General features: G+C 73.2%; 13 protein-coding genes and 1 tRNA gene. 6 read left to right on the forward strand and 8 right to left on the reverse strand.

The window, feature by feature from the left end:
- Positions 1-461 precede the first annotated feature (461 nt).
- Positions 462-893: a pilus assembly protein TadG-related protein gene (locus GCU60_RS15185; RefSeq protein WP_163206705.1), complete on the forward strand. Its 432-nt coding sequence runs from the start codon at positions 462-464 to the stop codon at positions 891-893.
- 74 nt (positions 894-967) lie between these two features.
- Here the strand turns inward: GCU60_RS15185 and GCU60_RS15190 are convergent.
- Positions 968-1049, reverse strand: a tRNA-Tyr gene (locus GCU60_RS15190).
- Positions 1050-1151: 102 nt separating this feature from the next.
- Here GCU60_RS15190 and GCU60_RS15195 point away from each other — a divergent pair.
- Both GCU60_RS15195 and GCU60_RS15200 read left to right on the forward strand, forming a co-directional pair.
- Positions 1152-1643 carry a YajQ family cyclic di-GMP-binding protein gene (locus GCU60_RS15195; RefSeq protein WP_163206707.1) on the forward strand — a complete coding sequence of 164 codons (492 nt, stop codon included), beginning with the start codon at positions 1152-1154 and terminating at the stop codon, positions 1641-1643.
- Between the two features lie 539 nt (positions 1644-2182).
- Positions 2183-2494, forward strand: a complete 312-nt coding sequence (locus GCU60_RS15200) for a hypothetical protein (protein ID WP_163206709.1) — start codon at positions 2183-2185, stop codon at positions 2492-2494.
- A 25-nt stretch (positions 2495-2519) separates the two neighbouring features.
- Here GCU60_RS15200 and htpX read toward each other — a convergent pair whose 3' ends face one another.
- A complete protein-coding gene (htpX, locus tag GCU60_RS15205) occupies positions 2520-3398 on the reverse strand; it encodes a zinc metalloprotease HtpX (protein WP_163206711.1) in 879 nt (292 codons plus the stop codon).
- Positions 3399-3588: 190 nt separating this feature from the next.
- On the opposite strand from htpX, the gene GCU60_RS15210 reads away from it, so the two are divergent.
- On the forward strand, positions 3589-5604 hold the full coding sequence (locus tag GCU60_RS15210) for a 2-oxoacid:acceptor oxidoreductase subunit alpha (protein WP_163206713.1): 2016 nt from the start codon (positions 3589-3591) through the stop codon (positions 5602-5604).
- Positions 5601-6695, forward strand: a complete 1095-nt coding sequence (locus tag GCU60_RS15215; protein WP_163206715.1) for a thiamine pyrophosphate-dependent enzyme — start codon at positions 5601-5603, stop codon at positions 6693-6695. The genes GCU60_RS15210 and GCU60_RS15215 overlap by 4 nt, the downstream gene beginning before the upstream one ends.
- On the opposite strand, the gene GCU60_RS15220 is transcribed toward GCU60_RS15215, so the two are convergent.
- Positions 6685-8130 carry an aminotransferase class I/II-fold pyridoxal phosphate-dependent enzyme gene (locus GCU60_RS15220; RefSeq protein WP_163206717.1) on the reverse strand — a complete coding sequence of 482 codons (1446 nt, stop codon included), beginning with the start codon at positions 8128-8130 and terminating at the stop codon, positions 6685-6687. The two genes, GCU60_RS15215 and GCU60_RS15220, sit on opposite strands and share 11 nt — an antisense overlap.
- Before the next feature lie 90 nt (positions 8131-8220).
- On the opposite strand from GCU60_RS15220, the gene GCU60_RS15225 reads away from it, so the two are divergent.
- Positions 8221-8898: a pyridoxamine 5'-phosphate oxidase family protein gene (locus tag GCU60_RS15225; protein ID WP_163206719.1), complete on the forward strand. Its 678-nt coding sequence runs from the start codon at positions 8221-8223 to the stop codon at positions 8896-8898.
- Here GCU60_RS15225 and GCU60_RS15230 read toward each other — a convergent pair.
- The 5 genes from GCU60_RS15230 to nuoL are packed head-to-tail and all read right to left on the reverse strand — an operon-like array spanning position 8882 to position 16205.
- The gene (locus GCU60_RS15230; protein ID WP_163206721.1) at positions 8882-9997 is read right to left on the reverse strand and encodes a PQQ-dependent sugar dehydrogenase; all 1116 of its coding nucleotides are present in this window, start codon (positions 9995-9997) and stop codon (positions 8882-8884) included. The genes GCU60_RS15225 and GCU60_RS15230 overlap by 17 nt on opposite strands.
- A 47-nt stretch (positions 9998-10044) precedes the next feature.
- Positions 10045-11097 (reverse strand): polyprenyl synthetase family protein, encoded by a 1053-nt coding sequence (locus GCU60_RS15235; protein WP_163206723.1) that lies wholly within the window; start codon positions 11095-11097, stop codon positions 10045-10047.
- A complete protein-coding gene (nuoN, locus tag GCU60_RS15240; protein WP_163206725.1) occupies positions 11097-12638 on the reverse strand; it encodes an NADH-quinone oxidoreductase subunit NuoN in 1542 nt (513 codons plus the stop codon). Before nuoN ends, GCU60_RS15235 begins: the two co-directional genes overlap by 1 nt.
- Complete coding sequence (locus GCU60_RS15245; RefSeq protein ID WP_163206727.1) at positions 12635-14260, reverse strand: NADH-quinone oxidoreductase subunit M; 1626 nt, start codon at positions 14258-14260, stop codon at positions 12635-12637. The genes nuoN and GCU60_RS15245 overlap by 4 nt, the downstream gene beginning before the upstream one ends.
- 49 nt (positions 14261-14309) lie before the next feature.
- Positions 14310-16205 (reverse strand): NADH-quinone oxidoreductase subunit L, encoded by a 1896-nt coding sequence (nuoL, locus tag GCU60_RS15250; protein WP_345770624.1) that lies wholly within the window; start codon positions 16203-16205, stop codon positions 14310-14312.
- Position 16206 lies beyond the last annotated feature (1 nt).

Raw genomic sequence — 16206 nt, forward strand, 5'->3', positions numbered from 1 at the left:
ACTTCAGACCACGAGCAGCCCCGCTCACGCCTGGAACGTCCACTTCAGACCACGCGTCCACTTCAGACCACGAGCAGTGCGAACAGTGCGATTCACGGCGTCTCCCTCTGGGCACGACTGATTGGCTTACGGCAGCCATCTACGCGCGGGGGCAGAGCGTCGTCGAATACGGACCGCGCGGACGAGAATGCTTCCCGTGACCGGCAGCAACAAGCACGAGCGCGGCGACACGCCGCGCCGCTACGTCATGTCGTGACCATGCGCCACTCGAGTCCCACTTTGGGTCACGGGAAAGGCGATCGCGGGCCTCGCATAGGTGCCGTCGCGACCCGCTCCGGGACCCCCGCCGTCCACAGCGGCCGGCCCGGCGTCACGGGACCGGGTGACGCGGCGTCCACAGTGTCCACAGATCGTGTCCACAGGTGGTGGACAACCGGGATGCGGTGCTTAGGCTCCCCCGCGTGCACCCGGCGGAGCAGGACCACGAGCGCGGCTCGACCCTGCCGTTCGTGCTCGTCTGCTGGCTCGTGGCGGCACTGATGGCGTTCGGGGCCATCGCGGCGTCGCACGCCTTCCTGGAGCAGCAGGAGGTGCAGTCGGTCTGCGACAGCGCCGCCCTGGCCGCGGCCAACCAGGCCGACGAGGCGGTGGTCTACGCCCGCGGCGTCGGCACCGAGCTGCCGCTCACCCGGGCGGCGGCGCAGGCCGCGGTCGCCGACCAGCTGGCCGACGGCGGCGTACAGCTCGACGGCTGGTCGGCCGAGACCGACGGCGCCGAGGTCACGGTGCGCTGCACGCGCTACGTCGACATCGCCTTCGGCTGGCTCTTCCTGGCCGGGCAGCCCCTGGAGCGCACCGCCGTCGCCAGCGCGCGGGCACCGACCCTGCCCTGACGGCCGGGAGCCCTGACGGCCCGGAGAAGAGCGACGGCCCCCGACCGCATGGTCGGGGGCCGTCGTACCAGGTGTGGCGGGTGAAGGATTCGAACCTTCGTAGGCTAAGCCGACGGATTTACAGTCCGCTCCCATTGGCCACTCGGGCAACCCGCCGTGTTTGGTACGCGGGAGAGACTACAAGACGAGGGACCCGGCGGTGACGGGTCCCCGGCAACGGGTCCCGGGAACGGGGACACCCGCACGGAGAGGAACGACATGGCCGACGCATCCTTCGACGTCGTGAGCAAGGTCGACCGGCAGGAGGTCGACAACGCCCTGAACCAGGCGGCCAAGGAGCTCTCGCAGCGCTTCGACTTCCGCGGCACCAACGCCACCATCGCCTGGGCCGGCGAGGAGGGCGTGTCCCTGCAGGCCGACACCGAGGAGCGGGTGGCGGCAGCGCTCGAGGTGTTCAAGGAGAAGCTGATCAAGCGCGGCATCTCGCTCAAGGTGCTCGACGCCGGCGAGCCGCAGTCCTCCGGGAAGAGCTACAAGATCGGCGCCACGATCAAGCAGGGCATCGAGTCCGACGTCGCCAAGAAGATCGCCAAGCTGATCCGCGACGAGGGCCCCAAGGGCGTGCAGGCGCAGATCCAGGGCGACCAGCTGCGGGTCAGCGGCAAGAAGCGCGACGACCTCCAGGCGGTGCAGCAGCTGCTGCGCGGCGCGGACCTCGACGTCGCGCTGCAGTTCGACAACTACCGCTGAGGCGTAGCCGGCCGGGCGTGGTCCCCGGGGCGCGCATTCCACACCTGGTCCTGCGCGTCTGAGGGGCCACGCCCGGCGGTCATCCACAGGAAGCCGGTAACCCGGCACCGGCACCCCCCGGCCGCGCCAGGGTGTGCGGGTGCACGATCTCGCTGCCGGCCCGGCGGGGACCGCATCGACCGCTGCCCTGGCCGACCGGGTCCACCCGAGCTCGGTGCGCCGCTGGCTCGCCGCCGGTCGTCTCGTCCAACTGCACCCTGGCTGGCTCGTCCTGCCGGAGCTCGCGGACGACTGGTCCGTCCACGCGCGTGCCGCCGTCGGTTCCACCGGCGGACTGCTCAGCCACTGGAGCGCGCTGCACGTGCACGGACTGCTCGACGAAGGCCTCACCCGGCTCGACGTCACGGTGCCGAGGTCCCGACGGGTCCGGACCTCCCGGTGGCTGCGCGGGCACCGGAGCACCCGGCCGGTCTCCGCCGTGCGCCTGCGCGGACTTCCCGCCACACCACTGCCACGAGCGCTGACCGACACGTGGGGCGATGCCCACGGCGCGCGGCGAACTCGTCGGGGGCGTCGACCTCGTCAACTCAGCCGTTCTCCGCGCTGCGCGGGGGCGGATGGTCGCCCTCGTGTTCGACGGGGCCGCGTTCCACGGAGACCTCGCAGCCCGGGAGCGGGACCTGCGTCGCGATTCCGCGCCGGCCGCACTCGGCTGGATGGTGCTCCGGTTCGGCTTCCGCGACGTGACCCGGCGACCACAGGTCTGCCGCGCCCAGATCCGGGCCGCCTACCGGCAGTGGGCGAGCATGGCCCCCGAGCCGCGCGCTCCGGGGCCGGGAATGCGTACGTGACGGCCCGGCTGCGCCGTTCGACGGCTCAGCGCTGGCCGAGCTCGCGGGCCAGCTGCTCCAGCCGGGCGATCCGCTCGGGCATCGGCGGGTGGCTGGCGAACATCGACGCCATGCCCTGGCCGCGGAACGGGTTGGCGATCATCAGGTGGCTCTGGGTGACCAGCCGCTCCTCCTGGGGCAGCGGCCGGGCCGCCGTGCCGCGCTCGATGACCCGGAGCGCGTCGGCCAGCGCCAGCGGGTCCTGCGACAGCGCCGCACCGGACGCGTCTGCCTGGAACTCCCGGCTGCGGCTGACCGCCATCTGCACCAGCCCGGCGGCGAGTGGGCCCAGCAGCATCAGCAGCAGCCCGCCGAGCATGTTGCCGCCACCCCGGTCCTCGTCGGACCGGCCACCGAACAGCGAGGCGAACATCGCCATGTGCGCCAGGTAGGTGATGACCGTGGCCATGGCGCCGGCGACGGAGCTGATCAGGATGTCCCGGTTGTAGACGTGCGAGAGCTCGTGGGCCAGCACGCCGCGCAGCTGCCGCCGGTCCAGCAGCTCCAGGATCCCCTGGGTCACGCAGACGGCGGCGTTGCGCGGGTTGCGGCCGGTGGCGAAGGCGTTCGGCTGGTCGGTGGGGCTGACGTAGAGCCTGGGCATGGGCTGCCGCGCCTCGGTGGCCAGCTCCCGGACGATCGCGTAGAGCGCGGGGGCCTGGGTCTCGGTGACCGGGAAGGCCCGCATCGACCGCAGGGCCAGCTTGTCGGAGTTGAAGTACGCGTAGCCGTTGACCGCCAGGGCGATCAGCAGCGCGATGAACAGCCCACCGCGGCCGCCGATCAGCGCGCCGGCCATGAGGATCAGCCCGCCCATGAGCCCGAGGAGCAGGGCGGTCTTCAGTCCGTTGTTCCAGCGCTGCACGTCCGGTCCAACGCGGCCGGGGAGGACGCCGTTCCCGGGAGCCCGACCCTCTCCCCCGCCGGAATGACGAGGCGTTCCCCGGGGTTGAAGCCGGGGAACGCGGTGAAGCCTCGCCGCTGCGGCGTGTCCGGTTGCACATTCCAGCCCCGGACACACGCACGTAACCTCGCCCGGTGGAGGTAGACCGCTGATGACTGGCACCAACCCGACCGTCGCGCCGTCGAGTTCGAACGGCGCCCTGGCCACCTCGGTGTCCACCTCGGCCCCCGGTGGCCTCGTGAAGAGCGTCGTGGAGCTCGACCGCGTCGTCATCCGGCTCGCCGGCGACTCCGGCGACGGCATGCAGCTCACCGGCAACCGGTTCACGAGCGAGACGGCGTCCTTCGGCAACGACCTGAAGACGCTGCCGAACTTCCCCGCCGAGATCCGGGCGCCGACGGGCACCCTGCCGGGCGTCAGTTCCTTCCAGCTGCAGTTCGCCGACCACGACGTCATGACGCCGGGCGACGCGCCCGACGTCCTGGTCGCCATGAACCCCGCCGCGCTCAAGGCCAACCTGGCCGAGCTGCCCGGCGGCGGCCTGCTGATCCTCGACTCCGACGAGTTCACCCCGCGCAACCTGGCCAAGGTCGGCTACGCGACGAACCCGATCGAGGACGGCTCCCTCGAGGGGTGGCAGACCGTCAGCGTCCCGCTGACCTCGATGACGACGGATGCGCTCAAGGACTCCGGTCTCGGCAAGAAGGAGGCCGAGCGCAGCAAGAACATGTTCACGCTCGGCCTGCTGAGCTGGATGTACCACCGGCCGACCGAGGGCACCATCCGCTTCCTGGAACGGCAGTTCCGCCGGAAGCCGGAGATCGCGGCGGCCAACATCGCCGCGTTCCGCGCCGGCTACAACTACGGCGACACCACCGAGGCGTTCGCGGTCTCCTACGAGATCAAGCCCGCACCGATGAAGCCCGGCCGCTACCGGAACATCTCCGGCAACCAGGCGCTGGCCCTCGGGCTCGTCGCCGCCGGGCAGCGCTCCGGCCTGCCGGTGTTCCTGGGCGCGTACCCGATCACCCCGGCGTCGGACATCCTCCACGAGCTGTCCCGGCACAAGTCCTTCGGCGTGCGCACCTTCCAGGCCGAGGACGAGATCGCCGGCATCGGCGCGGCCCTGGGCGCCTCGTTCGGCGGCGCGCTGGGCATCACCACGACGTCGGGCCCCGGTGTGGCGCTCAAGGCCGAGACCATCGGCCTGGCGGTCATGACCGAGCTGCCGCTGGTGATCGTCGACGTGCAGCGCGGCGGACCCTCGACCGGTCTGCCGACGAAGACCGAGCAGTCGGACCTGCTGCAGGCGATGTTCGGCCGCAACGGCGAGGCGCCGGTCCCGGTGATCGCGCCGCGCTCCCCCGGTGACTGCTTCGACGCCGCCGTCGAGGCCGCCCGGATCGCGCTGACCTACCGGACGCCGGTCATGCTGCTGTCGGACGGCTACCTGGCCAACGGCGCCGAGCCGTGGGCCATCCCCGACGCCGACTCCCTGCCGGACCTGACCACGGCGGTCGCCTTCGCCACCGAGCCCAACGGCGAGGACGGCGAGTTCCTCCCCTACCTGCGCGACGAGGAGACCCTGGCGCGCGCCTGGGCCATCCCGGGCACGGCGGGGATGCAGCACCGCATCGGTGGGCTGGAGAAGGCCGACCGGACCGGGAACATCTCCTACGACCCGGCCAACCACGACTTCATGACGCGGACCCGGCAGGCGAAGATCGACGGCATCGCCGCGACGATCCCGCCGACCGACGTCGAGGACCCCGACGGCGACGCCCGCGTCGCCGTCATCGGCTGGGGCTCCACCTACGGGCCCATCGGCGCCGCCTGCCGGCGGATCCGGTCCTCCGGCCGCAAGGTCGCCCAGATCCACCTGCGGCACATCAACCCCTTCCCGGCCGACCTCGGCGAGGTCCTGGCCCGGTACGACCGGGTGATCTGCCCGGAGATGAACCTCGGGCAGCTGGCCCTGCTGCTGCGCGCCAAGTACCTGGTGGACGTGCAGAGCCACACCCAGGTGCGCGGGATGCCGTTCCGCTCCGCCGAGCTGGCCGCGGTCATCCAGGACGCCATCGACATCGCAGGCCCCGACACCACGGCCCCCGACACCACGGCCCCCGCCGCCGTGGACCCCGTAGCTGTGAACGGAGCACTCCAGTGACCACCGTCGAACTCGGCATGCCGGACGCGCCGACCCCGATCGACGCCGCCATCGCGCGCTCCCTCGAGCAGCACGGTCCCAAGCTGACCGAGCTCAAGGGCAAGGACTTCAAGACCGACCAGGAGGTCCGCTGGTGCCCCGGGTGCGGTGACTACGTCATCCTCAACGCGGTCCAGAGCTTCCTGCCCAGCCTCGGCATCGCCCGCGAGGACATGGTCATCGTGTCGGGCATCGGCTGCTCGTCGCGCTTCCCGTACTACATGAACACCTACGGGATGCACTCGATCCACGGCCGCGCCCCGGCGATCGCCACCGGCCTGGCCGCCTCGCGTCCCGACCTCTCGGTCTGGGTCGTCACCGGTGACGGCGACGCGCTGTCGATCGGCGGCAACCACCTGATCCACGCGCTGCGGCGGAACGTCAACATGACGATCCTGCTGTTCAACAACCGGATCTACGGCCTGACCAAGGGGCAGTACTCCCCCACGTCGGAGGTCGGCAAGGTCACCAAGTCCACGCCGATGGGCTCGCTGGACCACCCGTTCAACCCGGTGTCGCTGGCCCTGGGCGCCGACGCCACGTTCGTGGGCCGCGCGATGGACTCCGACCGCAAGGGGCTCACCGACGTGCTGCGGCAGGCCGCCGAGCACCAGGGGACGTCACTGGTGGAGATCTACCAGAACTGCAACATCTTCAACGACGGCGCCTTCGAGCTGCTCAAGGACCCGGCGACCGGCCCGATGTGGACGATCCCGCTGGAGCACGGCAAGCCCCTGGTCTTCGGGCCGGACGGCGCCTCGTGCGTGGTCCGCGAGGACTTCGGCGGGCTGCGGATCGCCGAGACCAACCAGGTCGACGCCAGCGAGATCGTCGTGCACGACGCCACCCGCGAGGACCCGTCCTACGCCTTCGCGCTGTCGCGCCTGTCCTCCCAGGACCTGCGCTACACGCCGATGGGCGTCTTCCGGAAGGTCCGCAAGCCCTCGTACGAGGCGATGATGGCCGAGCAGCTGGACGAGGCCCGGCTGCAGGGCGCCGGCGACCTCGCCGAGCTGCTCGCCGGTGGCGACACGTGGGAGGTCAAGGCCTGAGACCCTCGGCTGTGATCTCGGGCCCGTCCTCCTCTCGGAGGGCGGGCCCGCGTCCGTTCGAGGCCCGTTCCGCCAGCACCTCGGCGAGCACGGCGAGCGCGTCGCGCAGCTCGGCACGTGAGGGGGCGGCGAAGCCCAGCACGAGCCCCGCACGTCGCCCGTGCGCACCACCGGCCGCGGAGTGCCGCGCGAGCCCGTCCAGGGCGACACCGCGGTCCGCCGCGGCCGCCAGCACCGCCGCCTCCACGGCGCCGTCCCGCAGCGGCACGAGGACGTGCGCGCCCGCCGGGTCCCCCTCGGCCCGCAGGCCGGCCGCGGCCACCGCGGCCCGCACCTCCTCCCGCCGGCCTCCCAGCTCGCGGCGCAGCCGCCGCAGGTGCCGGGCCAGATCCCCGGAGGCCGCCATCGCGGCCAACACCCGCTGCCCGGCGCGGGCCGGGCGGGACCCGGTGGCGACCCTGCGGGCGAGCACGTCCGCCCGCAGGGAGGCCGGTGCCACCAGCCACCCGACGCCCAGCGTCGGGCTCACGATCTTGCTGCTCGTGCCGAGGTGGACCACGACGTCCGGGCCCAGCGCGCCCAGCAGCGGCAGCGGGGCGACGTCGTAGCGCAGCTCGCCGTCGTAGTCGTCCTCCAGTACCCACCAGCCCTCGGCGCGGGCGCGGGCGACCAGGGCCAGCCGCCGCGCCGCCGACATCCGCCGACCGAGCGGGTACTGGTGGGCCGGCGTGCAGTACACCGCCGCCAGGTCCGCGGGGAGCTCCTCGACCACCAGCCCGTCGTCGTCCACCGGCACCGGCACGACCTCGACGCCCTCGTCGAGCAGCGCACCCACGACCCGCTGGTAGCCCGGGTCCTCCACCGCCACCCGGCTGCCAGGCGGCAGGGTGCGCGCCACCTCGGCGACCGCGGCCGAGGTGCCGGCGGTGGCCAGCACGTCGTCCGGCCCGGCCACGAGCCCGCGGTGGCGCAGCAGGTGCTCGGCCACCGCCTGCCGGAAGTCCGGGTCCCCCGCCGGCTCCGGGCGACCGTCCGGAGCGCTGTCCCCCGCCGCGCGCCAGGCCCGGCGCCAGGCGGCCCGGTCCAGCACCTCCAGGCACGGCGACCCGGCCCGGAGGTCGACCAGCGCGGGGACCGGCCGCTCGACGGGCCGGCGGGGCGCCGGTGCGGCTTCTCCCGCGCCGGCGCCGCCCAGGACGAAGGTGCCCACGCCCCGGCGCCCGCCGGCCCACCCCTCGGCGAGCAGCTGGTCGTAGGCGGCCGCGGTCACCGTGCGGCTGACCCGCAATGCGGTGGCGAGCTCCCGCGTGGAGGGGAGCCGGTCGCCCGGGCGGAGGACGCCCTCGGCGGCGGCGGCCCGCAGGGCGTCGGCGAGCTGGACCGCCAGCGGGACGCCGGCCGCGCGGTCGAGCACGAGGGGCGGGATGCCGGTCACCGATCTCCTCGTCGTCGTGCGGAGGTGGCCTGCCGGAACGCTAGCGGATTGGCCGTTCCGCAGGGCCACTCGGGACCGCAGGATGGGTGCATGGACGTCGCAGCACCGCTCTCCCCCACCGACCGCAGCACCGTGCGCCGCGGCAGCAAGCGCGCCCGCACCGACCGCGCCGACCTCTACGCCGTGCTCGACGCCGGCCTGGTCGGGCACCTGGGCGTGCAGCTGGGCGGCGCCCCCGTCGTCCTGCCCACCGGGTACGGACGTCGCGGCGACACCCTCTACCTGCACGGGTCCACCGGAGCGGCGACGCTGCGGGCCGCCACCGACGGCGCTCCGGTGTGCTTCACCGTCACGCTCCTCGACGGCGTCGTCTACGCCCGCTCGGCCTTCCACCACTCGATGAACTACCGCTGCGCGGTGGTGCACGGCACCGCCCGGCTGGTGACCGAGGAGGCCGAGCGCCTGGTCGGCCTGGAGGCGCTCACCGAGCAGCTGGCGCCGGGCTCCTGGACGGCGTCCCGGCGGCCGGACCGCAAGGAGCTGGCCGCCACGGCGCTGCTGGCGCTCGACCTGGCCGAGGCCAGCGTGAAGATCCGCACCGGCCCGCCCGGTGACGACCCGAGCGACGTCGAGGGGCCCGACCGGGTGTGGGCAGGGGTGCTGCCGCTGCGCACGGTGACCGGCGAGCCCGAGCCGTGCCCGCTGCTGCCCCCGGACGTGCCGGTGCCCGCCCGGGTGCTCGACCGCCGGATCAGCTCCGGGGCGTGATCCGCAGCAGGGCGTCGTCGCTGCCGTTGTCCGTCAGGGCGTAGAGAGCGCCGTCGCGGCCCTGCTGGACCGTCCGGATCCGCCCGTGGGTGCCGTCGAGCTCGGGGATCCGGTACTGCTCGACGACGGCGCCCGCGTCGTCGAGCCGCAGCGCCAGCACGCCCTGCGCCTTGAGCAGGGCCACCAGGAGCAGGCCGTCGTGGTCGGCCCACTCCTCGCCGGACACGAACGTCGCCCCGCCGGTGGCCAGCGTCGGCGTGCCCGAGGACCACACCGCCTCCACCGCGCCGGGGATGTCGGGGTCGGTCATGGGGACGCTCTCGTCGTAGGAACCGTCGCCGTCGGGGTCCCAGCCGTAGTTGGCGCCGTCCGCCAGCAGGTTGACCTCGTCGTCCCGGTCGGGGCCGTGCTCCACGGAGAACACCTGCCCGGACCCGGGGCGCACGGCCAGCCCCTGCACGTTGCGGTGGCCCAGGGTCCAGACCTCGACCTCCCCGGTGCCGACGTCGGCGCGGAGCACCTTCCCGCCGAGCGAATCCGGGTCCTGTGGCAGGCGCCCGTCGGCGGTGTCCCCGGTGCCGATGAGGAGGGCGCCGTCGGGCGCGAATTCCAGCCGGCAGCCCCCGTGCCGCCCGGACCGCTCGTTGAGCGGCAGCCCGCCCACCAGCGGGTCGGCGAAGCGGGTGGCCGCCGACCAGTCGGCGGCCGCGGTCCAGCCCACGACCCGGATGTCGCCCTCGGTCGAGCCCTGGCAGCTGTAGAAGCGCCGGTTCTGCTCGAACGCCGGGTCGAGCGCCAGGCCCATGAGCCCGGTCTCGCCGTCCACGAAGAGATCGTCGAGATCGGCCTCCACCGTGGCGACCTCCCCGTCCGGCAGGACGGCGGTGAAGCCACCGGGGCGCTCGTCGAGCAGCAGGGTGCCGTCCGGGGCCTGGACGACGTCCCAGGGGTGCTCCAGGCCGTCGGCGACCACCTCCACGTCCAGCGCCGGGGCGCCGGTGGGCGCGGCGACCACGGGCGGCGCCGTGCCCTCGGAGGACTGGGCGGTGCACCCGGCCAGCACCAGCACGGCGAGGGCGAGGCCGGCAGGTGTCCGCATGGGCACCAGCATGCCCGCCGGGCGCCACCTCGCGCGGCTGCGTGCAGTCAGCTGGTGCGGGTGACCACGTACTCGCAGAGCGCGGACAGGGCGTCGCGGACGTCGCCGGCGGGGACCGCCTCGAGCCGGGCCCGCGCCCGGTCGGCGTACTCCCGGAGCACGTCCTCGGCCCGCGCCAGCGACCGCGAGGACCGCAGCAGCGCCAGGGCCTCGGCGTGGTCGACGTCGTCGGTGACCGGAGCGGCCACCAGCTCGCGCAGCCGGGCCTCCGCCGGGTCGTCGCCGTCGAGGGCGAACAGCACCGGCAGAGTGGCGATGCCCTCGCGCAGGTCGGTGCCCGGCAGCTTGCCCGACGTGCCGTCGGTGACGATGTCGAGCAGGTCGTCGGAGAGCTGGAAGGCCACGCCCACCTCCTCGCCGAAGGCGGTCAGCGCCTCCACGAGGCCGGCGTCCACCCCGGCGAACGACGCACCGAAGCGGGCCGACGTCGCGACCAGCGAGCCGGTCTTGTCGGCGAGCACCTGCAGGTAGTGCGCGATGGCGTCCTCGCCGGGCTGGGCACCCACCGTCTCCTGGATCTGACCGGTGACCAGCCGCTCGAAGGTGCGGGCCTGGATGCGCACCGCCTCCGGGCCGAGGTCGGCCAGGATGTCCGACGCCCGGGCGAACAGCAGGTCGCCGGTGAGGATCGCGACGCTGTTGCTCCACCGGCTGTTGGCGCTCGGGGCGCCGCGGCGCACGGAGGCCTCGTCCATGACGTCGTCGTGGTACAGCGTGGCCAGGTGGGTCAGCTCGCAGACGACCGCGCCCTCGACCACCTGCGGCGCGGCCGGATCGCCCAGCTGCGCGGCCAGCAGCGCCAGCATCGGCCGGAACCGCTTGCCCCCGGCGGCCATGAGGTGGCCGGCCGCCTCCCGGACGAACGGGTGCTCGCTGCCGACCGCCTCGGCCAGGCGCGTCTGGACCCGGACGAGCCCGTCGGCCAGGGCGGACCCGAGCTCGCCCTCGGGGAGCCAGGGGCCGATGGTCGACGCCGGCGCGGAGATCCGGCGCCAGACCTCGGGGTGAGTGCCGTCGGTTGCGGCACGGGCTCCGGTCATCAACCGACGAATCTAGCCGCCTGCCCGGCGAGGTCGAGCACCGCCCCGGGGAGGACGCCCAGCGCCACCGTGGCCGTGGCGGTGATCGCCAGGACGACGGTGGTGGGCACACCCGGCACGCCGACGGTCGGGCCGTCCGCGACCGGCTCGGAGAAGTACATGAGCACGATCACCCGCAGGTAGAAGAACGCCGCCACCGCGCTGGCCAGCAGGGCCACCACCACCAGCGGCCAGGCACCCTGCTCGATGGCCGCCCGGAAGACCGCGAACTTGCCGGTGAACCCGGCGGTCAGCGGGATGCCGGCGAGCGCCAGCAGGAACAGGGCCATGACCGCCGCCGTCAACGGGGACCGCGCGGCCAGGCCCGCCCACTGCGACAGGTGCGAGGCCTCCCCGTCGCCGTCGCGGACCAGGGTGAGGACGGCGAACACACCCACCGTGGTGAGGCCGTAGACCAGCAGGTAGATCATCGTGGCCGCCAGCCCGGAGCCCTCTCCCCCGGCGCCCAGGCCCAGCACACCGGTGAGCAGGAAGCCGGCGTGGGCCACCGAGGAGTAGGCCAGCATCCGCTTGAGGTCGGTCTGGGTGAGCCCCAGAACCGCGCCGACGACCATCGACACGATGGCCACGGCGTAGACCAGCGGGCGCCAGGTCCACTCGGCGGTGCCGAAGGCGACGTACAGCAACCGCAGGATGGCGCCGAAGGCCGCCACCTTCGTGCAGGCGGCCATGAAGGCGGTGACCGGCGTCGGGGCGCCCTGGTAGACGTCGGGCGTCCAGGTGTGGAACGGCGCGACGCTGGCCTTGAACAGCAGGCCGACGATCAGCAGCCCGAGGCCGAGCACCAGCAGGACGCCGCCGCCGCCGTCGACGCCCGCCTCGCGGATGTCGCTCAGCCGCACGCTGCCGGTCGCGCCGTAGACCAGGGCGAGCCCGTACAGGAAGAAGGCCGACGCGAAGGCGCCGAGCAGGAAGTACTTGAACGCCGCCTCCTGCGAGAGCAGCCGGCGGCGCCGGGCCATCCCGCTGATCAGGTAGAGCGGGAGGCTGAGCACCTCCAGGGCGACGAACATGACCAGCAGGTCGTTGGCCGCGACGAACAGCATCATGCCGCCGATCGCGAAGCCGGCCAGCGGGTAGACCTCGGTCTGCACCCGGGTGTCGACCATCAGCTCGCGGTCGCGCGGGCTGCCGGCCGGGACGGCCGCGCTGGTCACGAACGCCGAGCGCGCCGGGTCCAGCCCCCGTTCGGCGAACAGCAGGATCGACAGCGCGCCGAGCCCGGCGATCGTCGCCTGGAGGAACAGCGCCGCGCCGTCGACGGCGAGGGCCCCGCCGGCGGTGACCTGGTCCTCCTCACCGGCCAGCAGCAGGGTGGCCACCAGCGCTCCCACGGTGCCGACGAGCGCCAGCGCCACCTGCACCGGGTGACGGACGTGGCGGGGCACGAACGCCTCGACCAGCACGCCCGCGCAGGCCGCGCCGAGCACGAGTAGCAGCGGCGCCAGCGCGGCGAAGGAGAGGTCCGGGGCCTCGATCATCGGTCGGTCCCTCCGAGGTCGCTGATGGTGGCGCTGACGGCCGGCTCGATCAGGTCCAGCAGCGGCTGCGGGTACACGCCGAGCCCGATGATCAGCGCGATCAGCGGCGCCACCACCGCCAGCTCGCGCCGGCTCAGGTCGAGCACGCGGAGCGTGCCGGGAGCCGCGGGGCGGGTCGCGGTCGCCGTCGCGCTCGCGGCCGTCGCGCCGCCGGTCCCGGTCCCGGTGCCGGTCCCGGTGCCGGTGCCGGACAGCGGTTCGGCCGGGTCCTGCTGCAGCAGGACGCCGCGGGGCGGACCGTGCATGGTGCGCTGGTACATCAGCAGGATGTAGAGCGCGGCCAGGATGATGCCGACGGTGGCCACGATCGTGAAGACCGGTCGCTCCGGGAACGAGCCGATCAGCACCAGGAACTCGCTGACGAAGCTGTTGGTGCCCGGCAGCGCCAGCGAGGCGAGCCCGGCGACGAGGAAGGCCCCCGCCAGCAGCGGCGCCTTGGCGGCCACGCCGCCGTAGTCGCCGATCTGCCGGGACCCACCGCGGCCGATCAGCATGCCGACGACGATGAACAGCAGGCCGGTCGCCAGCCCGTGGTTGACCATGTAGAGCACCGCGCCGGTGCCGGCCTCGGTGGTGAACGCGAAGATCCCCAGCGCGATGAAGCCGAAGTGCGAGATCGAGGTGTAGGACACCAGCCGCTTCATGTCGGTCTGGCCCATCGCCAGCAGCGCCGCGTAGAGGATGCCGACCACGGCGAGCACCAGCACGAACGGCGCGAAGAACCGGGACGCGTCGGGGAACAGCGGCAGGCAGTAGCGCAGGAACCCGAAGGTGCCCACCTTGTCCAGCACGCCGACCAAGAGCACCGCCCCGCCGATGGGTGCCTCGGCGCCGGAGTCGGGCAGCCAGGTGTGGAAGGGCACCAGCGGCGCCTTGATCGCGAAGGCCACGAAGAAGCCCAGGAACAGCAGCTTCTGCACCTCGGGGTCGATGTCGAGCTGCCGCAGCGCGTCGAAGGCGAAGGTGCCCTCGCCCAGCTGGCTGGTGCTGACCACGTACAGCCCGATGACGGCGGCGAGCATGATCAGCCCGCCGACCAGGCTGTAGAGGAAGAACTTGACCGCCGCGTACTGCCGGCGGGGACCGCCGAAGCTGCCGATCAGGAAGTACATCGGGACGAGCATCGCCTCGAAGAAGACGTAGAAGAGCAGCACGTCGGTGGCGACGAAGACGCCGACCATCATCGCCTCGAGGAGCAGCAGCCAGGCGAAGAAGACCCGCGTCGGGCGGGGCCCCGCGTCGGCCTCGTGCCAGGACGCGGTGACGACGAGGGGCACCAGCACGCCGATCAGCAGCAGCATCACCAGCGCGATGCCGTCGACGCCGAGGGCGAACTCGGCACCGAAGTCGGGGATCCAGGACACCGACGTGGTGAGCTGGAACCGGTCGCCGTCGACGTCGAACGCCGCGGTGGCCAGGACCGCCAGCAGCAGGACGACCAGGCTGACGCCCAGCGTCACCTGCTTGGCCAGCAGGCCGCGCTCCCGCGGGAGCGCGGCGACCGCCGCGGCACCGATCGCGGGGATCACGATCATCGCCACCAGGTAGAGGGACGCGCTCACGATCGGGGCACCACCGTCTCGGGGGTCGGGAGGGGGGTCGGTCGCCGGTTCATCCGGAGGTCACCGCCAGCAGGGCCCCGGCGACCAGGACCGCGCCGCCGAGCATCCCCAGCGCGTAGGAGCGCACGAAGCCGGTCTGCGTCCGGGCCAGCCGCGACGAGGTGCCACCGAGCCCGGCGGCCAGGCCGTTGACCGCGCCGTCGACACCGCGGTTGTCCAGCCAGACCAGGGCACGGGTGAGCCACTGCCCGGGGCGCATGAACAGCGACTCGTTGACCGCGTCGGCGTACAGGGCGTTGCGGGCGGCGCGGGTCACCGGGGAGACCCGGGCGGGTGCGGTGACCGGCACCTCCCGCCGGCCCACGAACAGCCAGGCGGCGAGCACGCCCAGCAGCATCACCACGGTGACCACGAGGCCGATCAGGGCGGGGGCGACCACGTGCGCGGCCTCGGCCGGCTCGCCGAACACCGGCTCCAGCCACCCCGACAGCGGGAAGACCGACACCAGCAGCGCGCCGGAGAACACCGAGCCCACGGCCAGCACGACCATCGGCGCGGTCATCACCGACGGCGACTCGTGCGGGTGCACGCCGTCCTCCCACCGGGCCCGGCCGAAGAACGTCATGAGCATCAGCCGGGTCATGTAGAAGGCCGTGAGGCCGGCACCGAGCACGGCGACGCCGCCGAGGACCCAGCCCCAGACGTCGTCGCGGTCCAGCGCCGCCTCGATGATCGCGTCCTTGGTGAAGTAGCCGGACAGGAACGGGAACCCGATCAGCGCCAGGTAGCCCAGCCCGAAGGTCCCGAAGGTGACCGGCAGCTTCCGCCAGAGCGCGCCGAACCGGCGCATGTCCACGCCGTCGTTCATGGCGTGCATGACCGAGCCGGCGCCGAGGAACAGCCCGGCCTTGAAGAACCCGTGGGCCAGCAGGTGGGCCAGCCCGGCCACGTAGCCGGCCGGGCCGAGGCCGACGGCCAGGAACATGTAGCCGATCTGGCTGACCGTCGAGTAGGCCAGCACCTTCTTGATGTCGTCGTACGCGCAGCCGGCGATCGCGCCGATCAGCAGGGTCAGCGCGCCGATGGCCAGCACGACGGCACGGGCGGTGGGCGTGAGGTCGTAGATGGGGGCCGACCGGGCGATCAGGTAGACGCCGGCGGTGACCATCGTCGCGGCGTGGATCAGGGCCGAGACCGGGGTCGGGCCCTCCATGGCGTCGGGCAGCCACGCCTGCAGCGGGAACTGACCGGACTTGCCGCACGCGCCGAGCAGCAGGAGCAGGCCGATCGCGGTGATCGTGCCCCCCGCCAGGGTGCCCACCGAGCCGAAGACGCCGGCGTAGGACGTCGTCCCGAGCTGGGCGAACATCACGAAGATCGCGATCGCCAGACCGACGTCGCCGACCCGGTTCATGATGAACGCCTTCTTGGCGGCGGTGGCCGCCGCCGGCCGGGTGTACCAGAACGCGATCAGCAGGTAGGACGCCAGGCCCACCCCCTCCCAGCCCACGTACAGCGCCACGAAGCTGTTGCCGAGGACCAGCAGCAGCATCGCGGCGACGAAGAGGTTGAGGTAGGCGAAGAACCGGCGGCGCGCGGGGTCGTGCGCCATGTAGCCGATCGAGTAGACGTGGATGAGCGAGCCCACGCCGGTGATCAGCAGCGCGAAGATCGCCGACAGCGGGTCGTAGAGCAGCCCCGCGGTGACGTCGAGCTGCCCGCTGGAGATGAACGTGAACAGCTCGACGTCGGCCGACCGCTCCTCCAGGCCGGCGAGCTGCACCGTGCAGGCCACCGCCAGGACGAAGGCGGCCACGACCGTCGCCGTCCCCAGCAGGTGACCCCAGCGGTCGGTGCGGCGCCCGCCCAGCAGCAGGACCGCGGCGCCGGCGAGCGGCAGCGCGATCAGCAGCCAGGAGGCGGCGAGCAACCCTTCAGCAGGCACT

Source organism: Blastococcus saxobsidens, from assembly GCF_010682065.1.
In the GTDB taxonomy this organism is placed as follows: domain Bacteria; phylum Actinomycetota; class Actinomycetes; order Mycobacteriales; family Geodermatophilaceae; genus Blastococcus; species Blastococcus saxobsidens_B.

Excerpts from the sequence above, each read along its gene's own strand:
- GCU60_RS15195 (WP_163206707.1), top strand. The coding sequence starts at position 1,152 with ATGGCCGACGCATCCTTCGACGTCGTGAGCAAGGTCGACCGGCAGGAG.
- GCU60_RS15200 (WP_163206709.1), top strand. The coding sequence starts at position 2,183 with ATGCCCACGGCGCGCGGCGAACTCGTCGGGGGCGTCGACCTCGTCAAC.
- GCU60_RS15210 (WP_163206713.1), top strand. The coding sequence starts at position 3,589 with ATGACTGGCACCAACCCGACCGTCGCGCCGTCGAGTTCGAACGGCGCC.
- GCU60_RS15225 (WP_163206719.1), top strand. The coding sequence starts at position 8,221 with ATGGACGTCGCAGCACCGCTCTCCCCCACCGACCGCAGCACCGTGCGC.
- GCU60_RS15230 (WP_163206721.1), bottom strand. The coding sequence starts at position 9,997 with ATGCGGACACCTGCCGGCCTCGCCCTCGCCGTGCTGGTGCTGGCCGGG.
- GCU60_RS15235 (WP_163206723.1), bottom strand. The coding sequence starts at position 11,097 with ATGACCGGAGCCCGTGCCGCAACCGACGGCACTCACCCCGAGGTCTGG.
- nuoN (WP_163206725.1), bottom strand. The coding sequence starts at position 12,638 with ATGATCGAGGCCCCGGACCTCTCCTTCGCCGCGCTGGCGCCGCTGCTA.